At 59.6% G+C, this 17,108-nt stretch carries 9 protein-coding genes; 2 read left to right on the top strand and 7 right to left on the bottom strand.

Translation table 11 applies throughout. The features are described from left to right. The first annotated feature begins 171 nt into the window (after nucleotides 1-171). Both HUU46_00660 and HUU46_00655 read left to right on the top strand, forming a co-directional pair. The gene (locus tag HUU46_00660) at nucleotides 172-2,478 is read left to right on the top strand and encodes an alpha-L-arabinofuranosidase (GenBank protein NUM52131.1); all 2,307 of its coding nucleotides are present in this window, start codon (nucleotides 172-174) and stop codon (nucleotides 2,476-2,478) included. Between the two features lie 148 nt (nucleotides 2,479-2,626). Then, nucleotides 2,627-5,623, top strand: a complete 2,997-nt coding sequence (locus HUU46_00655; GenBank protein ID NUM52130.1) for a hypothetical protein — start codon at nucleotides 2,627-2,629, stop codon at nucleotides 5,621-5,623. A 116-nt stretch (nucleotides 5,624-5,739) separates the two neighbouring features. Here the strand turns inward: HUU46_00655 and HUU46_00650 are convergent, their stop codons facing one another. The 7 genes from HUU46_00650 to HUU46_00620 all read right to left on the bottom strand — a co-directional run bounded on the left by HUU46_00650 (nucleotide 5,740) and on the right by HUU46_00620 (nucleotide 16,896). Continuing rightward, entirely contained in the window at nucleotides 5,740-7,161 is a 1,422-nt protein-coding gene (locus HUU46_00650; GenBank protein NUM52129.1) for a DUF1501 domain-containing protein, read from the bottom strand. Nucleotides 7,162-7,228: 67 nt separating this feature from the next. Next, nucleotides 7,229-7,804: a DinB family protein gene (locus HUU46_00645; GenBank protein NUM52128.1), complete on the bottom strand. Its 576-nt coding sequence runs from the start codon at nucleotides 7,802-7,804 to the stop codon at nucleotides 7,229-7,231. A 56-nt stretch (nucleotides 7,805-7,860) separates the two neighbouring features. After that, entirely contained in the window at nucleotides 7,861-11,235 is a 3,375-nt protein-coding gene (locus HUU46_00640) for a DUF1553 domain-containing protein (protein NUM52127.1), read from the bottom strand. A gap of 70 nt (nucleotides 11,236-11,305) precedes the next feature. After that, on the bottom strand, nucleotides 11,306-12,109 hold the full coding sequence (locus tag HUU46_00635) for a dienelactone hydrolase family protein (GenBank protein ID NUM52126.1): 804 nt from the start codon (nucleotides 12,107-12,109) through the stop codon (nucleotides 11,306-11,308). A gap of 128 nt (nucleotides 12,110-12,237) precedes the next feature. Further along, on the bottom strand, nucleotides 12,238-14,172 hold the full coding sequence (locus tag HUU46_00630; protein NUM52125.1) for a HEAT repeat domain-containing protein: 1,935 nt from the start codon (nucleotides 14,170-14,172) through the stop codon (nucleotides 12,238-12,240). Between the two features lie 35 nt (nucleotides 14,173-14,207). Further along, entirely contained in the window at nucleotides 14,208-15,557 is a 1,350-nt protein-coding gene (locus tag HUU46_00625; protein NUM52124.1) for a Gfo/Idh/MocA family oxidoreductase, read from the bottom strand. A 58-nt stretch (nucleotides 15,558-15,615) separates the two neighbouring features. Further along, a complete protein-coding gene (locus tag HUU46_00620) occupies nucleotides 15,616-16,896 on the bottom strand; it encodes a Gfo/Idh/MocA family oxidoreductase (GenBank protein NUM52123.1) in 1,281 nt (426 codons plus the stop codon). Nucleotides 16,897-17,108 lie beyond the last annotated feature (212 nt).

Raw genomic sequence — 17,108 nt, 5'->3', positions numbered from 1 at the left:
TCACGAGATTGACTCGACGCGTGCATGCCGGCGAGCGAAACTGTAAATTGCCACGGGAGACGCCGCGCTGCGGCGCGCGATTGTGGCGATGAAGTGCGGCTCCCGCGCGCGGGTTGAAGTCGACGGGTGCGTTAACCGCACAAACGCATGCTACTCATAGGAGTTCTGATCATGTTTTCGCTCGTGCTCTTCGTCATGACCACGGCGGCCGCCGCGCAGGCCGATACGCTTCCAATCAACGGGTCGTTCGAGATGCCGGAGGGAAAGCCACAAGGTTGGGAGAAGAAGACGTGGGGCGGCGCGGGCACATTCTCGTATGACCAGAACGGACGCAACGGCAGTTGGTGTGTGGGCATTACCAGCCAACACGGCGGCGATCTCTCATGGTTCACGCGCGCGCCGGTCAAGGCGTATTCGCGGTACCGCTTGAGCGGATACGTCAAGACGGAGAACGTGGCGCCCGCGGGCGGAAAGGGCGCCCTCATTAACTTGCACGAGGGTCCCGCCGGCGTATCCGATGCAATAACCGGCACCAACGATTGGACGCCAGTTTCGTTCGAGTTTGAGTCCGGACGGTTCGAAACCGTCATGATCAATTGCCTGTTCGGCGGCTGGGGGCATGCCACGGGCAAGGCCTGGTTTGATGACGTGCAATTGGAGTGTCTCGGCGCAACACCATTGGAGCGGTCCGTCGCAATCGACGCAGCGCAAATGGGTGCGCCGATATCAAAATACATCTATGGTCAGTTTATCGAGCATCTGGGAAGATGTATCTACGGCGGTATATGGGCGGAGATGATCGAGGACCGGAAATTCTTCTATGCGGTCGATTCAAAGGAGTCGCCGTGGAAATCGACTGGCAGCGGCGCGGAGATGGTTGCGGCGGATGCATTTGTCGGCGAACACACGCCTCACCTGCCTGCGGGCGGAGGCATCGCTCAGTCGGGCCTCGGCGTTGTACGCGGCAAACGATACGATGGCCATATCGTATTGTCGGGATCGGGCAAAGTCACGGTGAATCTAATTTGGGGCGATGGAGATTACGCTCGCGACACGAATGTTGTGCTGATCAAGTCATCCTCCGGCCCGTCGGGAACTTCTTTCAATTCGTATCGGCTGCGCTTCCGCGCGGGCGCTTCGACGGACAATGCGCGCATCGAAATCACGGCGGCGGAATCTGTTGGGATCGGAACGTTGTCATTAATGCCAGCGGACAACGTGTACGGCATGCGCAAGGACACACTCGCGCTGCTCAAGGAACTTGACGCGCCAGTCTACCGTTGGCCGGGCGGAAACTTTGTCAGCGGCTACGACTGGCGCGACGGCATCGGCGAACGTGACAAGCGTCCCCCGCGCAAGAATCCCGCATGGCTCGGCATCGAGCACAACGACTTCGGCATTCACGAGTTCATGCTTTTCTGCGAGGAGATTGAAACCGAGCCATACATCGCCGTGAACAGCGGTCTCGGCGGCGTCGATGGCGCGCGCGACGAAGTCGAATATGTGAACGGCGGCGAGGATTCGCCGATGGGTCGGTTACGCGCCGCGAACGGGCGGAGCGAGCCTTGGCGCTGCAAATATTGGAGCATCGGCAACGAGATGTACGGCAATTGGCAACTCGGCCATATGCCGCTGGAAGATTATGTGCGGAAACACAACCAATTCGCGGACGCGATGCGCGCGGTCGATCCCGCAATCCAGTTGATTGCCGTCGGCGATACGGGCAAATGGAGCGAACAGATGCTCGCGAATTGCGCGGAACACATGGAACTGTTGAGCGAGCATTTCTATTGTCAATCGAAACCTGGCTTAATCGAGCACGTGAAGCAAATTCCGGACGCGGTGCGCAGGAAGGCCGTTGCGCATCGGCAGTATTGGGATACCATCCCGTCGCTCGCAGGCAAGAAAGTGCCCATTGCGCTCGACGAATGGAACTATTGGTACGGCCCGTACGAATTTGGCGAACTCGGTACCCGCTACTTCCTGCAGGACGCGCTGGGCATCGCGGCGGGCATCCATGAGATCGCGCGCAACAGCGATGTGTTCTTCATGGCCAACTATGCGCAGACCGTCAACGTCATCGGCGCCATCAAGACGACCAAAACCGCCGCAGCGTTTGAAACGACCGGCCTCGCATTGAAACTGTATCGCGACCACTTCGGCACAATTCCGGTCGCGGTGACGGGAAACACAGACCCACTTGATGTGGTGGCGGCGTGGAACGAAACGCGCACGGCGCTAACCATTGGTGTGGTAAATCCAACGTATAACGAGGTGACGCTCAACCTCGAAGTGGTCGGGGTTGAGCGTCATGCTTCGGTGCGAGGTTGGCAAATTAGCGGTAAGGACCCGATGGCTTACAATAATCCAGGCGACAGGCTAAACGTGGCGATCGAGGAAATGCGAACCAACCTGACTCCCAACGTGCATCAGTTAACAATTCCGGGTATCAGCGCGAGTGTATTGGAATTGCGGTGATTCTCGTGCGGGAAGCTCGTATCGGTGTGCTAAATCTCTGTAAATGTGCTTTGATTTGATCTCGAAAATGGGACATGGTATTCTATTTATCTGTGGCCGGTTTTCTCGGGGGCGTTGGTCACCGGCCGGATTTGGGGGGAAAGCCGTTATGCGGTACTTCGCGCTGTTTCTTTGTGTCGTTTGTCAATTTGCGATCACGAACCGCGCGGCGGCCGATGAAGAGAACATAGAATGGCTGGGACAGGTTGGCGGGTCATGTCAGGCTGTTGCGCCATTTGGCGGCTATTTGGCCGCCGGCCGTGGCTCATGGTTGCTTGTTCTCGATTATTCGACGCCTTCACAGCCGCATGCGGTGGGCAAGCTGCGCCTCAACGACACGGTCCGGCTAATCTCCATCAATGGAGACTTTGCGTACATCGCACTGGAAGGGGTCTATCCAGTTGGCAACGGTTCGCTCGCAATAGTCGATGTGAGCGATCCCACCAATCCTCAACTTGAATCGATTTTTCAATGCGGCGCTACGGCGTACTACATGGACGTAAGCGGTGATCGCGTATACTTGGTGTCTCAATTTCAAATCCACATCATCGACGTAACCGATCCGCGTGCGCCCAGTGAGGTAATCAGCTTTTTTCCGCCGGCGGGGTTTTCGGGGCCGATCGCGGGAGACGGAGACCATGTCTTTCTCTGCAACCGCACAAATTCAAAACTCGGAATCGTCAGCATCCTGTCTCCATCGAACCTCGCTGGCCAATGCGCATTGCCGCAAAATGTGCAGGGCTTGATTAGGCGCGGGAATCTCTGCTACGCGCTCGGCTACTATGCTCTCTCGGTAATCGATGCTGACGATTTGTCCAATCCCGAAGTAGCGCATTCACACGAATTCACGATTCCCCAGCAAGCCATAGCGCACTCGGATAACCGGCTATACACGACCGACGGGCTGAACGTGTCGATCTACGGTTTGGACGATCCGTTCGAGCCGGCTTTGATTGGACAAGGCGCGCTACAACACACAGGCAGCACGATTCTCGCCGCGGACGGAGACTGGCTCTTTGCAGCGACCCTGAACGGCATCAGGTTTGTCGACGTAGCGAACGTGGCAGACGTCGAAGAGCGAGGGTTCTTTTCCATGCCGTATCAACCCACGGCGGTTTCCGCATTGGACACATTCGCAGTGGTGGGGACGCTTTCGGCCGGAGCCATCAAGGTTGACGTTTCGGTGCCCAACAAACCGGTTATTGTGGGGCCATTTGCGGGAACGGGCTTGATTCAAGATGTCGAGCGGCATGGCGAGCGCATGTACGTTGCGGACAGCGATAGGATTTTCTCAATACGAATCAGCGACCCTTCCCATCCATTGTTACTCGGAAGCTTTCGTGGCCGGGCGAACCGGTTGCGGGCGCGCGGCGACAGACTGTACTACTCGGGCCAAATAAATTATTGGGATGACTACGGCCTCGTGACGCTGGACGTGAGCGGCAATAGCCCGACACTGCTCGGAAAGGCGGATCTGTGGGGAAATACTGGGCACAGAGATTTTGACGCCTCCGGATCGCTCATTCTGACCGAAACATATACAAACGACGTAGGGTTGTTCAGCGAATTCGCCTTCTTCGATTTCTCAAGTCCATCGATGCCGGTTCCGTTACAGGAAATACTGCCCGACTACGCGGCAGAAAGTGCCGGCCTTTCTTCCAAGTATGCGTTCCTAGGGGAATCCAACGATATCAGAATCGTCGATATCAGCGATATTCAGCATCCGGAATCTGTCGGGTCGTGGCCTATTTACGAAGGCAGTGTTACCGTAATTGGCAATGTGTTGATAACCACCAGTTACTCGGACGGTCTGGTGCTCGTCGACATTAGCGATCCGTCGACACCACGACAAATGGCGATTTATCCCCATCCTGTACGGCGAGTAACGATGCGAGACGAATATCTCTACGTTGCGGCTTTCAATCGGGGCTTCGAGGTGCTGCGTTATACGGGTGACTTGCCCGAACCTCCGCCCCCAACGCGATTCAGGGCAAGCGACGGCAGCCCGGACGATGTAGTGCATCTCAAGTGGGACATGATGGCCGGCGCGGATCGGTACGATGTTTGGCGGACCGGATCCAAGGATTTATCGGCGACACATATCGCGTCTGCGTACGATCCATCCTATGACGATGATTCCGTGGCGCCCAACACTCCCTACGAATACTATGTGACCGCCACCTTTGGCACGCGGACAAGCGCCGCAAGCAAAACGGACATCGGATACATAGGAGACGTCACATCGCCGTACATTGCCGTGACACCAAACGAACGAAACTTGGGGCCCGAATCAGGCCAGACGAGTTTCGAGGTCGCCAACACCGGCGTTGACCACATGAACTGGACCGCCACAGTCGAAAGCGCGGACTGGCTGCGAATCACCGGCAGCGCATCGGGTACGGACGCCGGGACGATTATCGTGGACTACGATGGCAATGAAACTGACGCCGACCGGACGGCGTTCATTACGATCTTCTCGTCCGAAGCGGCGAACAGCCCTGTTCAGGTTGCCGTCCACCAATTGGGTCGCCCGCGTATCGCAGTGTCGGGCGCGGAGCAATTGTTCTCCCATATTGAAGGCAAACACCTGCTGACGATTGAGAACAGTGGCGGCGGGGTAATGGCTTGGAATGCGGAAGTACTCGCCGGTGACTGGATGTCTCTTTCCGGCGAAACTTCGGGTTCGGATACCGGTTCCGTAACATTAAAGCTGCAGAAGAACAATTCTCTCGAGCCGCGCGTGGGGGCGCTTCGGTTTACTGCTGCGGATGCAACCAATAATCCGCTCGATGTACAAATCACTCAATCCGCTATGGGACGCATCGTTGTCGTCACGCCTAACGGCGGAGAGCGATGGGCCCGCGGTGCAAGACGGAAGATTCGTTGGTCTACCGAGGGTGACGCAGGTGACACAGTTCGAATCGAATTGTTGCGCAAAGGCGCCTTCGTCAAACTCATTGATGACAGGACGCGCAACGATGGCAAACTCGTTTGGACGGTTGGACAGGACATTCCGGCAAAAGGCGGCTATACGATTCGCATCATCTCACTCTTGGACGGTGATGTGCAGGATACCAGCGATGCGACGTTTGCCATTCACGAATAACGGGGCGGCGTCAATCAAGAGCGCGCCACCTATTGATTCGTGCCACTTAGGAGCGGGGGATCGCGATGGGAACCGTCACCGCGCCGGTGGCTCTCCCCGTAACGCGATTCCTGGGGTCACGCGATTACCTCGTTGACGACACGGCCGGCCACATCCGTAAGCCGGAAGTCGCGCCCCGCGTAGCGGTAGGTGAACTTCTCGTGGTCGAAGCCGAGTAGCTTCAACATCGTGGCGTGGAGGTCGTGGACTTCGAGGGAGTTCACTTCGGCTTTGAAGCCAAACTCGTCCGTTGCTCCAAATACGGTGCCGCCTCGGACGCCCCCGCCCGCAAGCCATACGCTAAAGCCGTACGGGTTGTGATCGCGGCCCCTGAGCGGCGAGCCCGCGGCGTTGAGTTCGACTGTGGGAGTGCGGCCAAATTCGCCGCCCCAGAGTATTAGCGTTTCATCGAAAAGCCCGCGCATCTTTAGATCCGTGATGAGCGCGGCAATAGGCTGGTCGATGTTGCCCGCAAGCGTCTTGTGTATGTCGATATTGTCATGGTTGTCCCACGGTTGGCCGGCGCCGTGCCAGAGTTGGACAAAGCGGACGCCGCGCTCGATCAGGCGGCGCGCGATGAGCGTCTGCCGTGCGTGGACGCCGTCGCCGTACATGTCGCGAATGTATTGCGGTTCTTTTTCGATGTCGAAGGCGTCGGCGGCTTCCATCTGCATGCGGTAGGCCAGTTCGAAGGACTGCATGCGTGCTTCGATTTTGGCGTCTTCTGCGCGCTTCTTCGCAAAGTCGGCGTTCAGTTCGTGCAACAGATCGAGTTGCCGGCGCTGGTCCACGAGCGACGTCGTGCTGTTGCGGATGTTCTCGATCAGCTTTTCGAGCCGTGTGTGCTGCGTATCGATGTAGGTGCCCTGGAACGCACCCGGCAAGAAGCCAGATTGCCAATTCTCCGCCTCTTTGATCGGATATCCGCCCGGGCACATCGCAATGAATCCAGGCAGGTTTTGATTTTCGGAGCCGAGCCCGTAGGTTACCCACGACCCAACGCTAGGCCGGCTCATGACCGCATCGCCGCAGTTCATGAGCATGAGCGACGGCTCGTGGTTCGGCACTTTCGCTGTCATCGAGCGAATGACGGCGATGTCGTCGATATGCCCGGCAGTCTTCGCAAAAATCTCGCTGACCTCGATCCCGCTTTGCCCGTACCTCTTGAACTCAAATGGCGATGGGAACGCCGCGCCGGTCTTGCGCTCCGTGCGCAGGTTGCCGGTCGGCAGCGGTTTCCCGTCGTATTGCTTCAACGCCGGTTTCGGATCGAACGTATCGACGTGCGACGGGCCGCCGTTCAAGAAGAAGTGAATGACACGTTTGGCCTTCGCGGGCGCGTGCGGCGAACGGGGCACGAGTGGGTTCGTCGACTCGAGCGCTCCCGCCTGTTGCAGCAATGCGCCTAGCCCGAGTGACGCCATGCCCATGCCGCAGCGGCAGACAAAGTCGCGGCGGGTCAGGAAAGCATCGGCAAGATTTGGCGCATGGTGCGACATGGGGGAATGATAGCACACGACGGCAGGGTACGGCGGAGAAATCGCAGGCTGCAATGGCTCGCCGGCGTCACTCCGTCTGTAGCGCGGTCCCCAAGGCTTCGCGAGTTTCCTCGATCTGTGCGAAGTGGCGCAGTTGGTGCGCGGCAATGGCTTCGATCCATGCGCCAAGGCGCACGCGAATCCAGGCCGCGGCGGGACTCGCAATGACCACCCGGGCGATGTCGATTCCGTCGGCGCGTTCGCAGCGCGCGATGAGATCGGTTTGGAGTTTGTCGAAACGCGGCAGGATTTCATCCATCGCGTGGTTTGCTTTGGGCACGTAAAGTCCGGGCGCCTTCATCTTGCCGCGCTTGCTTGCGGGGAGCGGACCCACGGCGCGGATGAACCAGCGGCTGAAGAACGGGTAGCGAAACGGTCCAGGGTTGTGCCATCCATACGAACGCGCCTCATCGATACCTACGTCGATGCGCGGCAACAGTTGTTCGCCGAGGATACAAAGGTGATGAACAATCTCGCCGATGGACCAGCCACCGGTGGGCGGGCACTTGTTGAATACGTCGTCGGACAGATCGCCCGTGAGTGCGCGCATACGTTCGCGCGCTTCATGGAACTGATCGATGTAACCCTGGAGTTGATCGTTCACGCTAACCCCCACGCGAAGTCGGCACGAGCCCCGCCCGCTCCCATACGGTACCCCGTTCAGTCAATAAAGGCGAACTCGTTCGAAAGCAGCAATACCTGCGCGTATTGGCCCCACGCGGGCAGCGGGTCGGGCAATGCTTCCGGTTCTCCGGCAAAATCCTTTGCCGCGTTCCACTCCGTTACGTAGTCCGCGCCGGCCTCAGCGGGCGCTGGCGACGATCGCGTGACGATCGGCGTCCAACGGAAATCGTCGCTGTTGAGTTGGTCTGCAATATCGACAACAAAGTCGAGTGTATCGTCAGGTTCGACCGCGATTCCCTTCAAATCAACAGCAACCTCGCTGTTATGCAGCTTCCATTCGCCGAGCACGCCGTGCTTGCCGGAGACCACTCGGGCGCCGATGCCATTGCCAAGTGAGGTCTCGTGCTTTATCTTGCCGCTGATGTTCACCGCGCCGGAAATGGGGGAAATCCAACGACGGATCACGGCGTGATCCATGTCGTTGCCGGGATGGCCGGTGTCGGCGGTAAGTTTGAGCCAGCCAAGTTTGTCGTCGGGATATGCCGTACCACCCTGCCACGCATGACCGGTAAAATGGGGAAGCGGTTCGAAGGATTTCATGCGCTGAGTTTCTGCATCGAACGCGCCGTAGCCGTACTTCCATGCTGTGACGGTCTGTGGGATGGGCGCCGGGGGCGGTACCGGTGGAACGCTCGCGACGAAGGCCAGCCCCCTTTGAACTTCCGTGTCCGTCGGGTCGCGCTGGTATACGATGCGATACATGTCGCGGATGCGCGCGTCATCGGCGGACGCGGTTCCTGTGCGATTGGCAAGACACCGCGCCTGCTCCATAAGAAACCGCCCGTTCATCAGAAAGAGCGATTGCTGCGGGACCGTAGTGTCGAAGCGCTGCGGACTATGCATATCGGGATTCGGAAAGTCGAACACACGGAACACCCCTGGGAGGAATTGCCGATCGACGTAACCGTAGATGGTGCGGCGCGCGTTTTCCGGGTTCTTGACGAAATCGTCGGCCCGGCCGCCAATGGCGAGGTCGAGCCTGCCGGATGCCGCGAGCACAAAATCGCGCATCCCTTCGAAATCGAGGCGCTGGCGGTTGAAATGCCAGAGCAGACGGTTTTCGGGATCGGCGCCGGTTCCCGCAGATTCCGATGCGGGCGTGCTGCTCTGCTGGTAGGTGTTTGACAGCACGATTATTCGGTGCATCTTTTTCATCGACCACCCTTCACGCATAAAGTGCGATGCCAGCCAATCGAGCAGTTCGGGGTGGCTGGGCAACTCGCTGCGCGATCCGAAGTCGCTCGGCGTGCGCACGAGGCCTTGTCCAAAGTGGCCGAGCCACATGCGGTTCACCATCACGCGTGCGGTCAGCGGATTCTTGTCGCTTGCAATGGCGCGTGCGAGTTCGAGGCGGCCGCTGCCGGTTTGAAACGGCTGGCGATCGGGACCGGACAACACCGCGAGATATTGGCGCGGCACTTCGTCGCCGCGGTTTGCAGGGTTGCCACGCTTGAAGACACGCGGGTTCTTTTGTTCCGCGCGGTCCTCGAGAATGACCGCGTGCGGTGTTGAGCCGGACTGTTCGACGATCGACTGATCAATCAGGCGTTGCATCTTGCCGAGCTCGACGCGGGTCGGTTCGTCGAAGTACCACTCCAAATCGACGATCGCGCCGGCGGGAACGGTAACGGGCGCATCGGGCGCGTAGAGGACCTGCCGCAACGCTTCATCCTCGGTGTTTGCCAAACCCGTGGGCATCGGCTGGGCCTTGACGGATGCCTGCTCCAGCGTGTCGCGCCACGTATCGCGAATCTGCAACAGCAGATCGCCGTAACGCTCTGCTACTTCCTTCATACTCGCGGGTGGTTTCTCGCGAAAAAGATCCGCGATGCGCGCGTTCACCGGCGCGCTGGTCGCCGCTTCAGTCTCGCCCTCCTTCTTTTCTTCTTTCTTTTCCTCTTTCGGAAACCGCTCCGCGGTGTACTTCGCCGCGGCATCGGCAAACGCGTCCGCTGGCATTGCCGCATAAGAAAGCCACGGCCCGAACACAGGATCGTCCTTCGCGCGCTTCAGGAGAAAAGCCTGCCATTTGCGCACGATTGTCGGGTTTAATTCGTTTGCCTGCCGAATTTCGTAAAAGTCTTCAGTCGGAAGCGTATCGGCATCGAGTACGGCTACCAGATACTCCTTGATCTGACCACGCAACCGCGTCGACAGTTCGTCCGCCTTTTCTTCGAACTTCTTGTTGAACTCCGCGACGCGCGCGTCGTGTTGTTCCCTATACGCTTTGAATGAGTCCGTTTCCTCCACGTTTGACGCCAATTCAACGGTACGCTCGCTCGAACCGGCGAAGACGCCGTAGAGCGCGTAGTAATCTTCTGTGGGGATAGGGTCGAATTTGTGGTCGTGGCAGCGCGCGCACGCGACAGTCAATGCCTGCGTCCCACGCATGAGCGTGTCGATGCGGTCGTCGATTATGTCGTGCATCACGCCGAGGAACCGCCGCCCCAGCGTCAGGAACCCCATGGCCGCGAGGTCTTCCTTATCCGCTTCGCCCGCGATCTGATCGCCTGCTATCTGAAGCAGGAGAAACTTGTCGTAGGGCATGTCGTTGTTCAGGGCGCGAACGACCCAGTCGCGATAGACATGGGAGTGAACAAACCGCGCCTCTTCACGGTCGCCATACACATAGCCCTTCGTGTCCGCGTAGCGCGCGACATCGAGCCAGTGGCGTCCCCAGCGTTCGCCGTAATGGGGCGAAGCAAGCAGCCGCTCGACGACTTTGCTGTACGCATCGAGAGAATCGTCGGCGAGAAAGGCGTCAACTTCCTCCGGAGTTGGAGGCAGTCCCGTGAGGTCGTAGGTCGCGCGGCGAATCAGCGTGCGCTTGTCGGCGGGTGGCGCTGGTGCAAGGCCCGCTGCTTCCAATTTGGAGAGCACAAAGGCATCGACCGGCGTTTTGATCCACGAAGCGTCGTTCACCGCAGGAACGGGCGGATCGGCGACGGGCTCGGTTGCCCAGAGCTTTCGCGATTGCGGCTTTGGGGCCAGTGCCTGGCCATCGCGGGGGTCCGGCGCGCCCATCGCAATCCACGTTATGATTGCTTCGATGGCCGCGTCATCCAGTTTCTGCTTCGGCGGCATTTGAAGGTCCGGGTTCTGGTAGCGGATTGCCTCGATGATGCGCGACTGTTCCGGCGCGCCGGGGACCACAGCGGCCTTGCCGGAGTCGCCGCCCTTCAGCGCGCCCTCGCGCGTATCCAACAGGAGACCAGCCTTCAGCGATTCGCTCTCGGCGCTATGGCACGTGTAACAATGCTCGATGAGGACTGGGCGGATGTGCTGCTCGAAATAGTCAAAGCTGGGGTCTTCCGCACCTGACGGCAAAATTGCACTAAGCGCGGCGGCCATCGCGAATAATGTTCGCGATAGACATCGGTCGCTGTCTTGTCTGTGAACTTTGAGACGATGTGCGGTCATTTCACTTTGTGTGCGCCTTCAGAAACGCGATCGTTTTGGGCCATGCGTCCTGGCTCGCCTTAAGGTTGGCGCCTTCGCGGCCGTCTTGCTGCCGGAGGAAGCCGTGCCCCGCCCCCTCATATATCGTGTACTCGAAGGGTTTGTTTAGTTCCTTCATTCTTGCCTCGGTCTCGGGAATGGTCGAGTTGACGCGCGCATCGTCCTCACCGTAGTGGCCCTGAATCGGCGCGGTAATGGACGCAATCCTTTCCAGCGCGGGGCCAGTACCGTAGTACACGACGCCCGCGTTCAGTTTCGGCTGTGCGGTCGCGTAGAGGAAAGTGGTCTTGCCGCCCCAGCAGTATCCGATGGCGGCGCTTTTCCCATTTGCCGCGGGCAACGCGACGGCGTAGTCACGCACGGCATCGAGCCGCTGGATTGTCTCTTCTTCGGTCAATTTGCCGATGGCCTCGCGCGGGTTCTCCGCCGCGCCTTCTTTACCGGAGATAAGGTCAGGCGCGATGGCGATGAATCCTTCGGCAGCGATCGCGTCCGCGACGGAATTCACCCAATCGGTCATTCCGAAGATTTCGTGAATCACAATGACGACGGGAGCCTTTTCCTTGATTTCAGGGTAAACCACAAACGACTTGATCTTCGCGTCCGACCCGGGCAGAGGAACTTCCACGAACTCGCCGTGCCGCGGCGATTTGTCCAGCGCTTCCTTTGCCGTATCGAGCGACGGTGGAATTGCGCCCGCAGTGACGGACCAGGCGAGAATTGCGGCAAAGCACGCGGCGAACATGGCGAGTCGTTCGGTACTCATGGCAGCCTCCCTTGCAGTTGCAACCATCATAGCCCGGCAATGGGCGATTTGAAAACCGGCCGCGCATCCAACAGCGCGCCCTCGGGGTGGCATTCCCCCGAGGGCGATTCAAGCATCTTGATCGGTTGTTATTTCGGTTCGAGCGACTTGGTAATTTGTTCGATGGCTTGCTTGGCTTCTTCTTTCACCGCTTCATCGCCTTCGAGCTTTCTCGCCAACTCGAGGGCGCGCGGGTCCGCGACACGGCCCAGTCCAGCCAGGACCAATCGCTTCTCGTCCGGCGACTTAGCAAGCGCGAGCCCTTCCGTGTAAACCGCCAACTGCGTTTCGATATCCGGACCGCCTTCCATGCGGGCGACGCGAATCATGCCGTTGAACGCCAGCGCTCGGAACGTGTCGTTCTTCGCCTCGGCGGCCATTGTGCGCAGGTCGCCCAGCGTTTCCGCGGTGGGCCAATCGGCCAGCGCGCGCACCGCGGCGTCTTGCACCGATGCTTCCTTCGATTGCGCGGCAAGTTCGCGTAGCGCGGACAGCGCGCTCGAATCGGCAATACGCCCCGCGACCCTTGTATAGGACGTTCGGACTTTCTCGTCTCTCGAGGCGTCGAGCGCGTCGAGCACTGCCTTCGCGCGCGCGCCGGAGTCATCGACCTTCTGCGAAACGGCCACCACCGCGCTTTCCGCTTGGGGTTGCGCGCTGTTGCCATTCATCTTTGCAAGGAGATCAACGAGCTTTGGCAATTCACCCGGGCCCGCGAGCGTACCAAGCGCGTCAAACGCGTTTGCGCGGATGCCTTCGTCGGTGTCGCCGGTCGATTCATAGAGCGCGGGTAACGCCGCTTTCGCCCCGCGCGCGGCGAGCGTACGGATCAGGACGGAGCGCGTTGCCGTGTCCGCGCCGCTCATCTCGTCGAGCATCTTCTGATCGACATCTGCTCCGCGCAGGGAGTTGAGGCTGTCGTTCGCGATTTGTTTCACGTCATTTGCGCCGGTAGTTGCAGTGGAAACCAACATCGGCACAGACGACGCATCGCCGAGCACGCCTACTGCGCGCACTGCGGCGGCCCTTACGGCAGGATCTTCGCTGGCTGCTGCCTTTGCGACGGCGCCGAGCGAAGCTCTGTCACCGTGATGTTCAAGAATGCCGAGTGCGAGCACCTGCGCGCCGGGATCGAGTGACGGCAAGGCCCGAGCAACCGCACGCGTCGCGCTTTCCTCTTTCGTGTTGCGCAGTATGCCGACGGCGACCGCGCGCAGGTATGCGTCGTCTCCCTTCAGAAAACCCATCAGTGTCTTCTGCGTGGCGTCGGGGTTCGCTTTCGCAAGGGCAATGACTGCAGCGGCTCGCACGTGCGGCGTCTCGGCGTCTGCGGACAACTCGTTCAGGATCTTTTCCGCTTTTGCGCTCTTGCCATCAGCAATAAAGGATGTGGCGCACGCAATATATGCGTCGTCGGCGACCGGTTTATTGTTACCGGAGCGCGCTTTCGCGATTGCCTGCGCGGCGTCGTCGCCGCCAATCTGCCCGAGTGCGGCTATGGCCGCGGACGCGACGGCCTTGTCCTGGTTCGTTGTGAAGCTCGCGAGCGTACTCACTGCGCTTTTCGACTTGCGATTGCCGAGCGAGTTCAGAATTCCGGCACGCGCACGGCCAGACGTTTGTGTCGCAGCTTTGATGAGCGCTTTGTCCACCGCCTCACCGTCGATACACTCGAGCGCGTACCGTGCCCAGTCCGCGCTTTTTTCGTCCTTTGTGAGCATCGGTTCGAGCACCGGGACGGACGCCTCCGATCCGATAATCATGAGCTGGCGGCATAGAAAGTCCACGCAGTCCGGAGACGGATTCGCTTTGAGCAACGCGAGCAGTTTCGCCTCCGCAGACTTGCGCTCATCGCCGCCGGCGTTGTCCGCCTTGCGGACGAGGTCGTTGACTACCGATTGCGGCTCGCGGTCTTCGCCGAACTTGAAGTTGGCAATATTCTGGAGCGCTTCATCGAGAGTCTGCGCCTGAGCGGCGAAAGTCATAGCGACAGCCGCGGCCATCGCCAAGAAAAGGTTTTGCATGGGTATGGTTCCTCGCATGATATACGCCCTCATTCCTATACGAACCGCCACGGCGAGCGCTGGGGCACTTCGAGCATGCGGTTTGCTTCATCGTCGTTGATGAACTGTTCCTTGTCCGGGTCCCACTTCAGCGGCCGTTCGAGGCGCATGGCGATATTTGCCATGTGGCACATTGTCGCTGTGCGGTGCCCGATTTCCGGCGCAGCGAAGCAGTCGCCTCGCAATCTCACGTTGTTCAGGAAATCGCGGTGATGGCCCGGACTGCGGCCAAGGTGAATTTCCTCCGGGCCGATAATTTCCTTCAGCAAAGACGGCGCGCTTGCATCGAGATTGCCGCCGTGCACGTGGATGAAGACCCACCCTTTGTCGCCCTCGAACTTCACGCCGCGCGGGCCCTGCTGCTTGCAGATGATTTGAACACCGTCGGGGTACCGGAAGGTGAACGTGTAGTCCATCGCCGTGTTGAAGAATCCGTCGCGCGGAAAGTCGCCCCTGCCTTCGATTTCCATCGGCCCGGTCATGTCGCTGCCGTGGCCCATGCGCGCAAGATCGATGATGTGCGCGCCGCGGTCGGTCACTTCGCCGCCGCTGTAATCGAGAATGTACCGGAACCAAAAGTGACAGCGTTTCTCGGTGTACGGCGCCCACGGCGCCGGCCCGAGCCAGAAGTCGTAGTCGAACCCTTCTGGAATCGGCATTTCGGGTTGCGGCGGAATCGGACCGTGATTGTCGATCGGCAAATTGACGTGAATCGTGTGCAGTTTTCCGATTCGTCCGTTCCGCACGAGTTCGGCGGCGTAGCGCGCGTTCGTGCGCGAGCGTTCGTGGCTCCCTGTTTGGAAAACGCGGCCATAACGCTTCACCGCATCGACAACGCGGCGCCCGTCCGCGATGCCATTGGCAAGGGGCTTTTCCGTGTACATGTCCTTTCCGGCTTTTGCCGCTGCAACGGAGATTGCCGCATGCCAATGGTCCGGCGGACAGATACACACCGCGTCGATGTCGTCACGTTCGAGCACGGCGCGAAAATCGCTATATACCTCGCAGCCTTTGTACTCGCCACTTTGCATGAAACGGCCGTAAGTCTCGTGGACAAGGTCTCGAGCCTTGCATACGTGGTCGTAATCCACATCGCACACGCCAACAACCTGCGTATCGCGTTGACTCAGAAAGGCGCGCAGGTTGGCTGTACCTTGTCCACCGACTCCGATAGATGCCATCACAATGCGTTCGCTCGGTGGGATTGTTCCGTCCAGGCCAAGCACTGACGGCGGCACGATGTTGGGCAGGGCCGCTGCCGCTGCGGCTACCCCACCTCGTCGTAGGAACTGTCTGCGCGAAAGCCCTGTGTCTTTCGATGGTCTAGCGTCTGTCGATCTCGCCATATCAGAATCCTTCTTCGGTTTTGTTACTCGCACGCTTAATCCAATATCCAAATCGATTCTACACTCGCCACGGCGCGCGCATGGGCCGCGCCCGCATGCGGTTCGCCTCCGCGTCATCGAAAACTTCCGCAACCGGGTCCCACTTCAACGGACGTCCGAGCTGCGCGCAGATGCTTCCCATATGGCAAATCGTCGCCGAACGATGACCAATCTCGACAGAAGCGGCGGTTTCCGCGCGCGACTTAATGCACTCGAGAAAATTTGCGTGATGGTTGTCGCTGGCGTAGAGCCTAATGTCGTTTGCACCCAGTCGCGATTCTATCGCGGACTTTGGTTCGCCCGTTATCGTATCGCTTTCGACGTGCACCCATCCCTCCGTACCTTCGTAACGCATGCCGTAGCGCATCGATTTCGGCGTGGCGACGGAAACCATCTTTACACCGTTGGCGTAGGTGAAGGTCAACTCGTGATCGATGGGGCCGTCGTAAAGCCCAGTTCGCGAGAACTCGGCACGGCCTTCTACGGAAATTGGGCCGGTTCCGTCCGTTCCGTTGGCCCATTGGCCGATATCGTAGTAGTGCGCGCCCCAATCGGAGATGTACCCCTCGCCGTAATCCATAATCCAGCGGAAATTGAAATGGCATCGCCCCGGCGCGTACGGCGCCCACGGCGCGGGACCCAGCCACATGTCGTAGTCGAACCCCTCGGGAATCGGCTGTGGCTTCTCCAACTCGGACTGCTCGCCATTGCGTATCGCGAACCCTTGGGGAACGCCGACTGTGATCGACTTCAGGTCGCCGATGCGGCCGTTGCGCACGAGCTCGCAGGCCCGGCGGCAACCCGCGCGCGAACGCCGCCATGTGCCGGTTTGCAGCACACGGCCATACGTGCGCACGGCGTCGACCATCGCGCGGCCTTCGGCGATAGTGAGCGACAGCGGTTTCTCGCAATAGACGTCCTTACCCGCGCGCGCAGCGGCGACCGTGATGATCGCGTGCCAGTGGTCCGGCGTGCCGATGGAAACGGCATCGATATCGTCACGCGCGATGATCTCGCGGAAATCGTTGCAGGACATGCACCCGTTGTCGCCGTACTGCGCGTCAACCGCCTGTTTCGCCGAGTCGCGGTGGTTGCAGTCCACGTCGCATACGGCAATGACCTGGGCGTCACGCTGCGCAAGGAACGCGCGCATATTCGAGCCGCCCTGCCCGCCGACGCCGATGCAGCCGATGGTGATGCGATTGCTTGGGGCCGTCGCGCCGTCGAGCCCGAGCGCCGAACCCGGAACGATCATTGGCGCGGCAACGGCGGCTGCCTTAAGAAATTTACGGCGATTCATCCGCGACTCGCGCGCCGCCGATCGTCTTCCCGTGGAATTGCCCAATGACGCTGACACCGTTTACGCCCTTTGGAAAGGAATGCACCAAAGCAATAGAGTGACGCGAAGGCGACGGGAAAATCAACCGTGCCTGAAAGTGGACGCATGTGGCTCGCGCCGGTTAATCTAAGCCCGCCGTCCGCTTTCGTTGCTGAAACCGACAACCGATGGGA

The sequence above is a fragment of the Candidatus Hydrogenedentota bacterium genome (genome assembly GCA_013359265.1).
GTDB lineage: Bacteria > Hydrogenedentota > Hydrogenedentia > Hydrogenedentales > SLHB01 > JABWCD01.
The sequence above is the reverse complement of the archived record's forward strand: the minus strand, read 5'-3'. Positions and strand labels throughout refer to the sequence as shown.

Bases quoted from the DNA above. Each gene is read 5' to 3' on its own strand.
- HUU46_00630 (NUM52125.1), bottom strand. From the start codon at position 14,172: ATGCAAAACCTTTTCTTGGCGATGGCCGCGGCTGTCGCTATGACTTTC.
- HUU46_00620 (NUM52123.1), bottom strand. From the start codon at position 16,896: ATGAATCGCCGTAAATTTCTTAAGGCAGCCGCCGTTGCCGCGCCAATG.
- HUU46_00655 (NUM52130.1), top strand. From the start codon at position 2,627: ATGCGGTACTTCGCGCTGTTTCTTTGTGTCGTTTGTCAATTTGCGATC.
- HUU46_00640 (NUM52127.1), bottom strand. From the start codon at position 11,235: ATGGCCGCCGCGCTTAGTGCAATTTTGCCGTCAGGTGCGGAAGACCCC.
- HUU46_00650 (NUM52129.1), bottom strand. From the start codon at position 7,161: ATGTCGCACCATGCGCCAAATCTTGCCGATGCTTTCCTGACCCGCCGC.
- HUU46_00625 (NUM52124.1), bottom strand. From the start codon at position 15,557: ATGGCGAGATCGACAGACGCTAGACCATCGAAAGACACAGGGCTTTCG.
- HUU46_00635 (NUM52126.1), bottom strand. From the start codon at position 12,109: ATGAGTACCGAACGACTCGCCATGTTCGCCGCGTGCTTTGCCGCAATT.
- HUU46_00660 (NUM52131.1), top strand. From the start codon at position 172: ATGTTTTCGCTCGTGCTCTTCGTCATGACCACGGCGGCCGCCGCGCAG.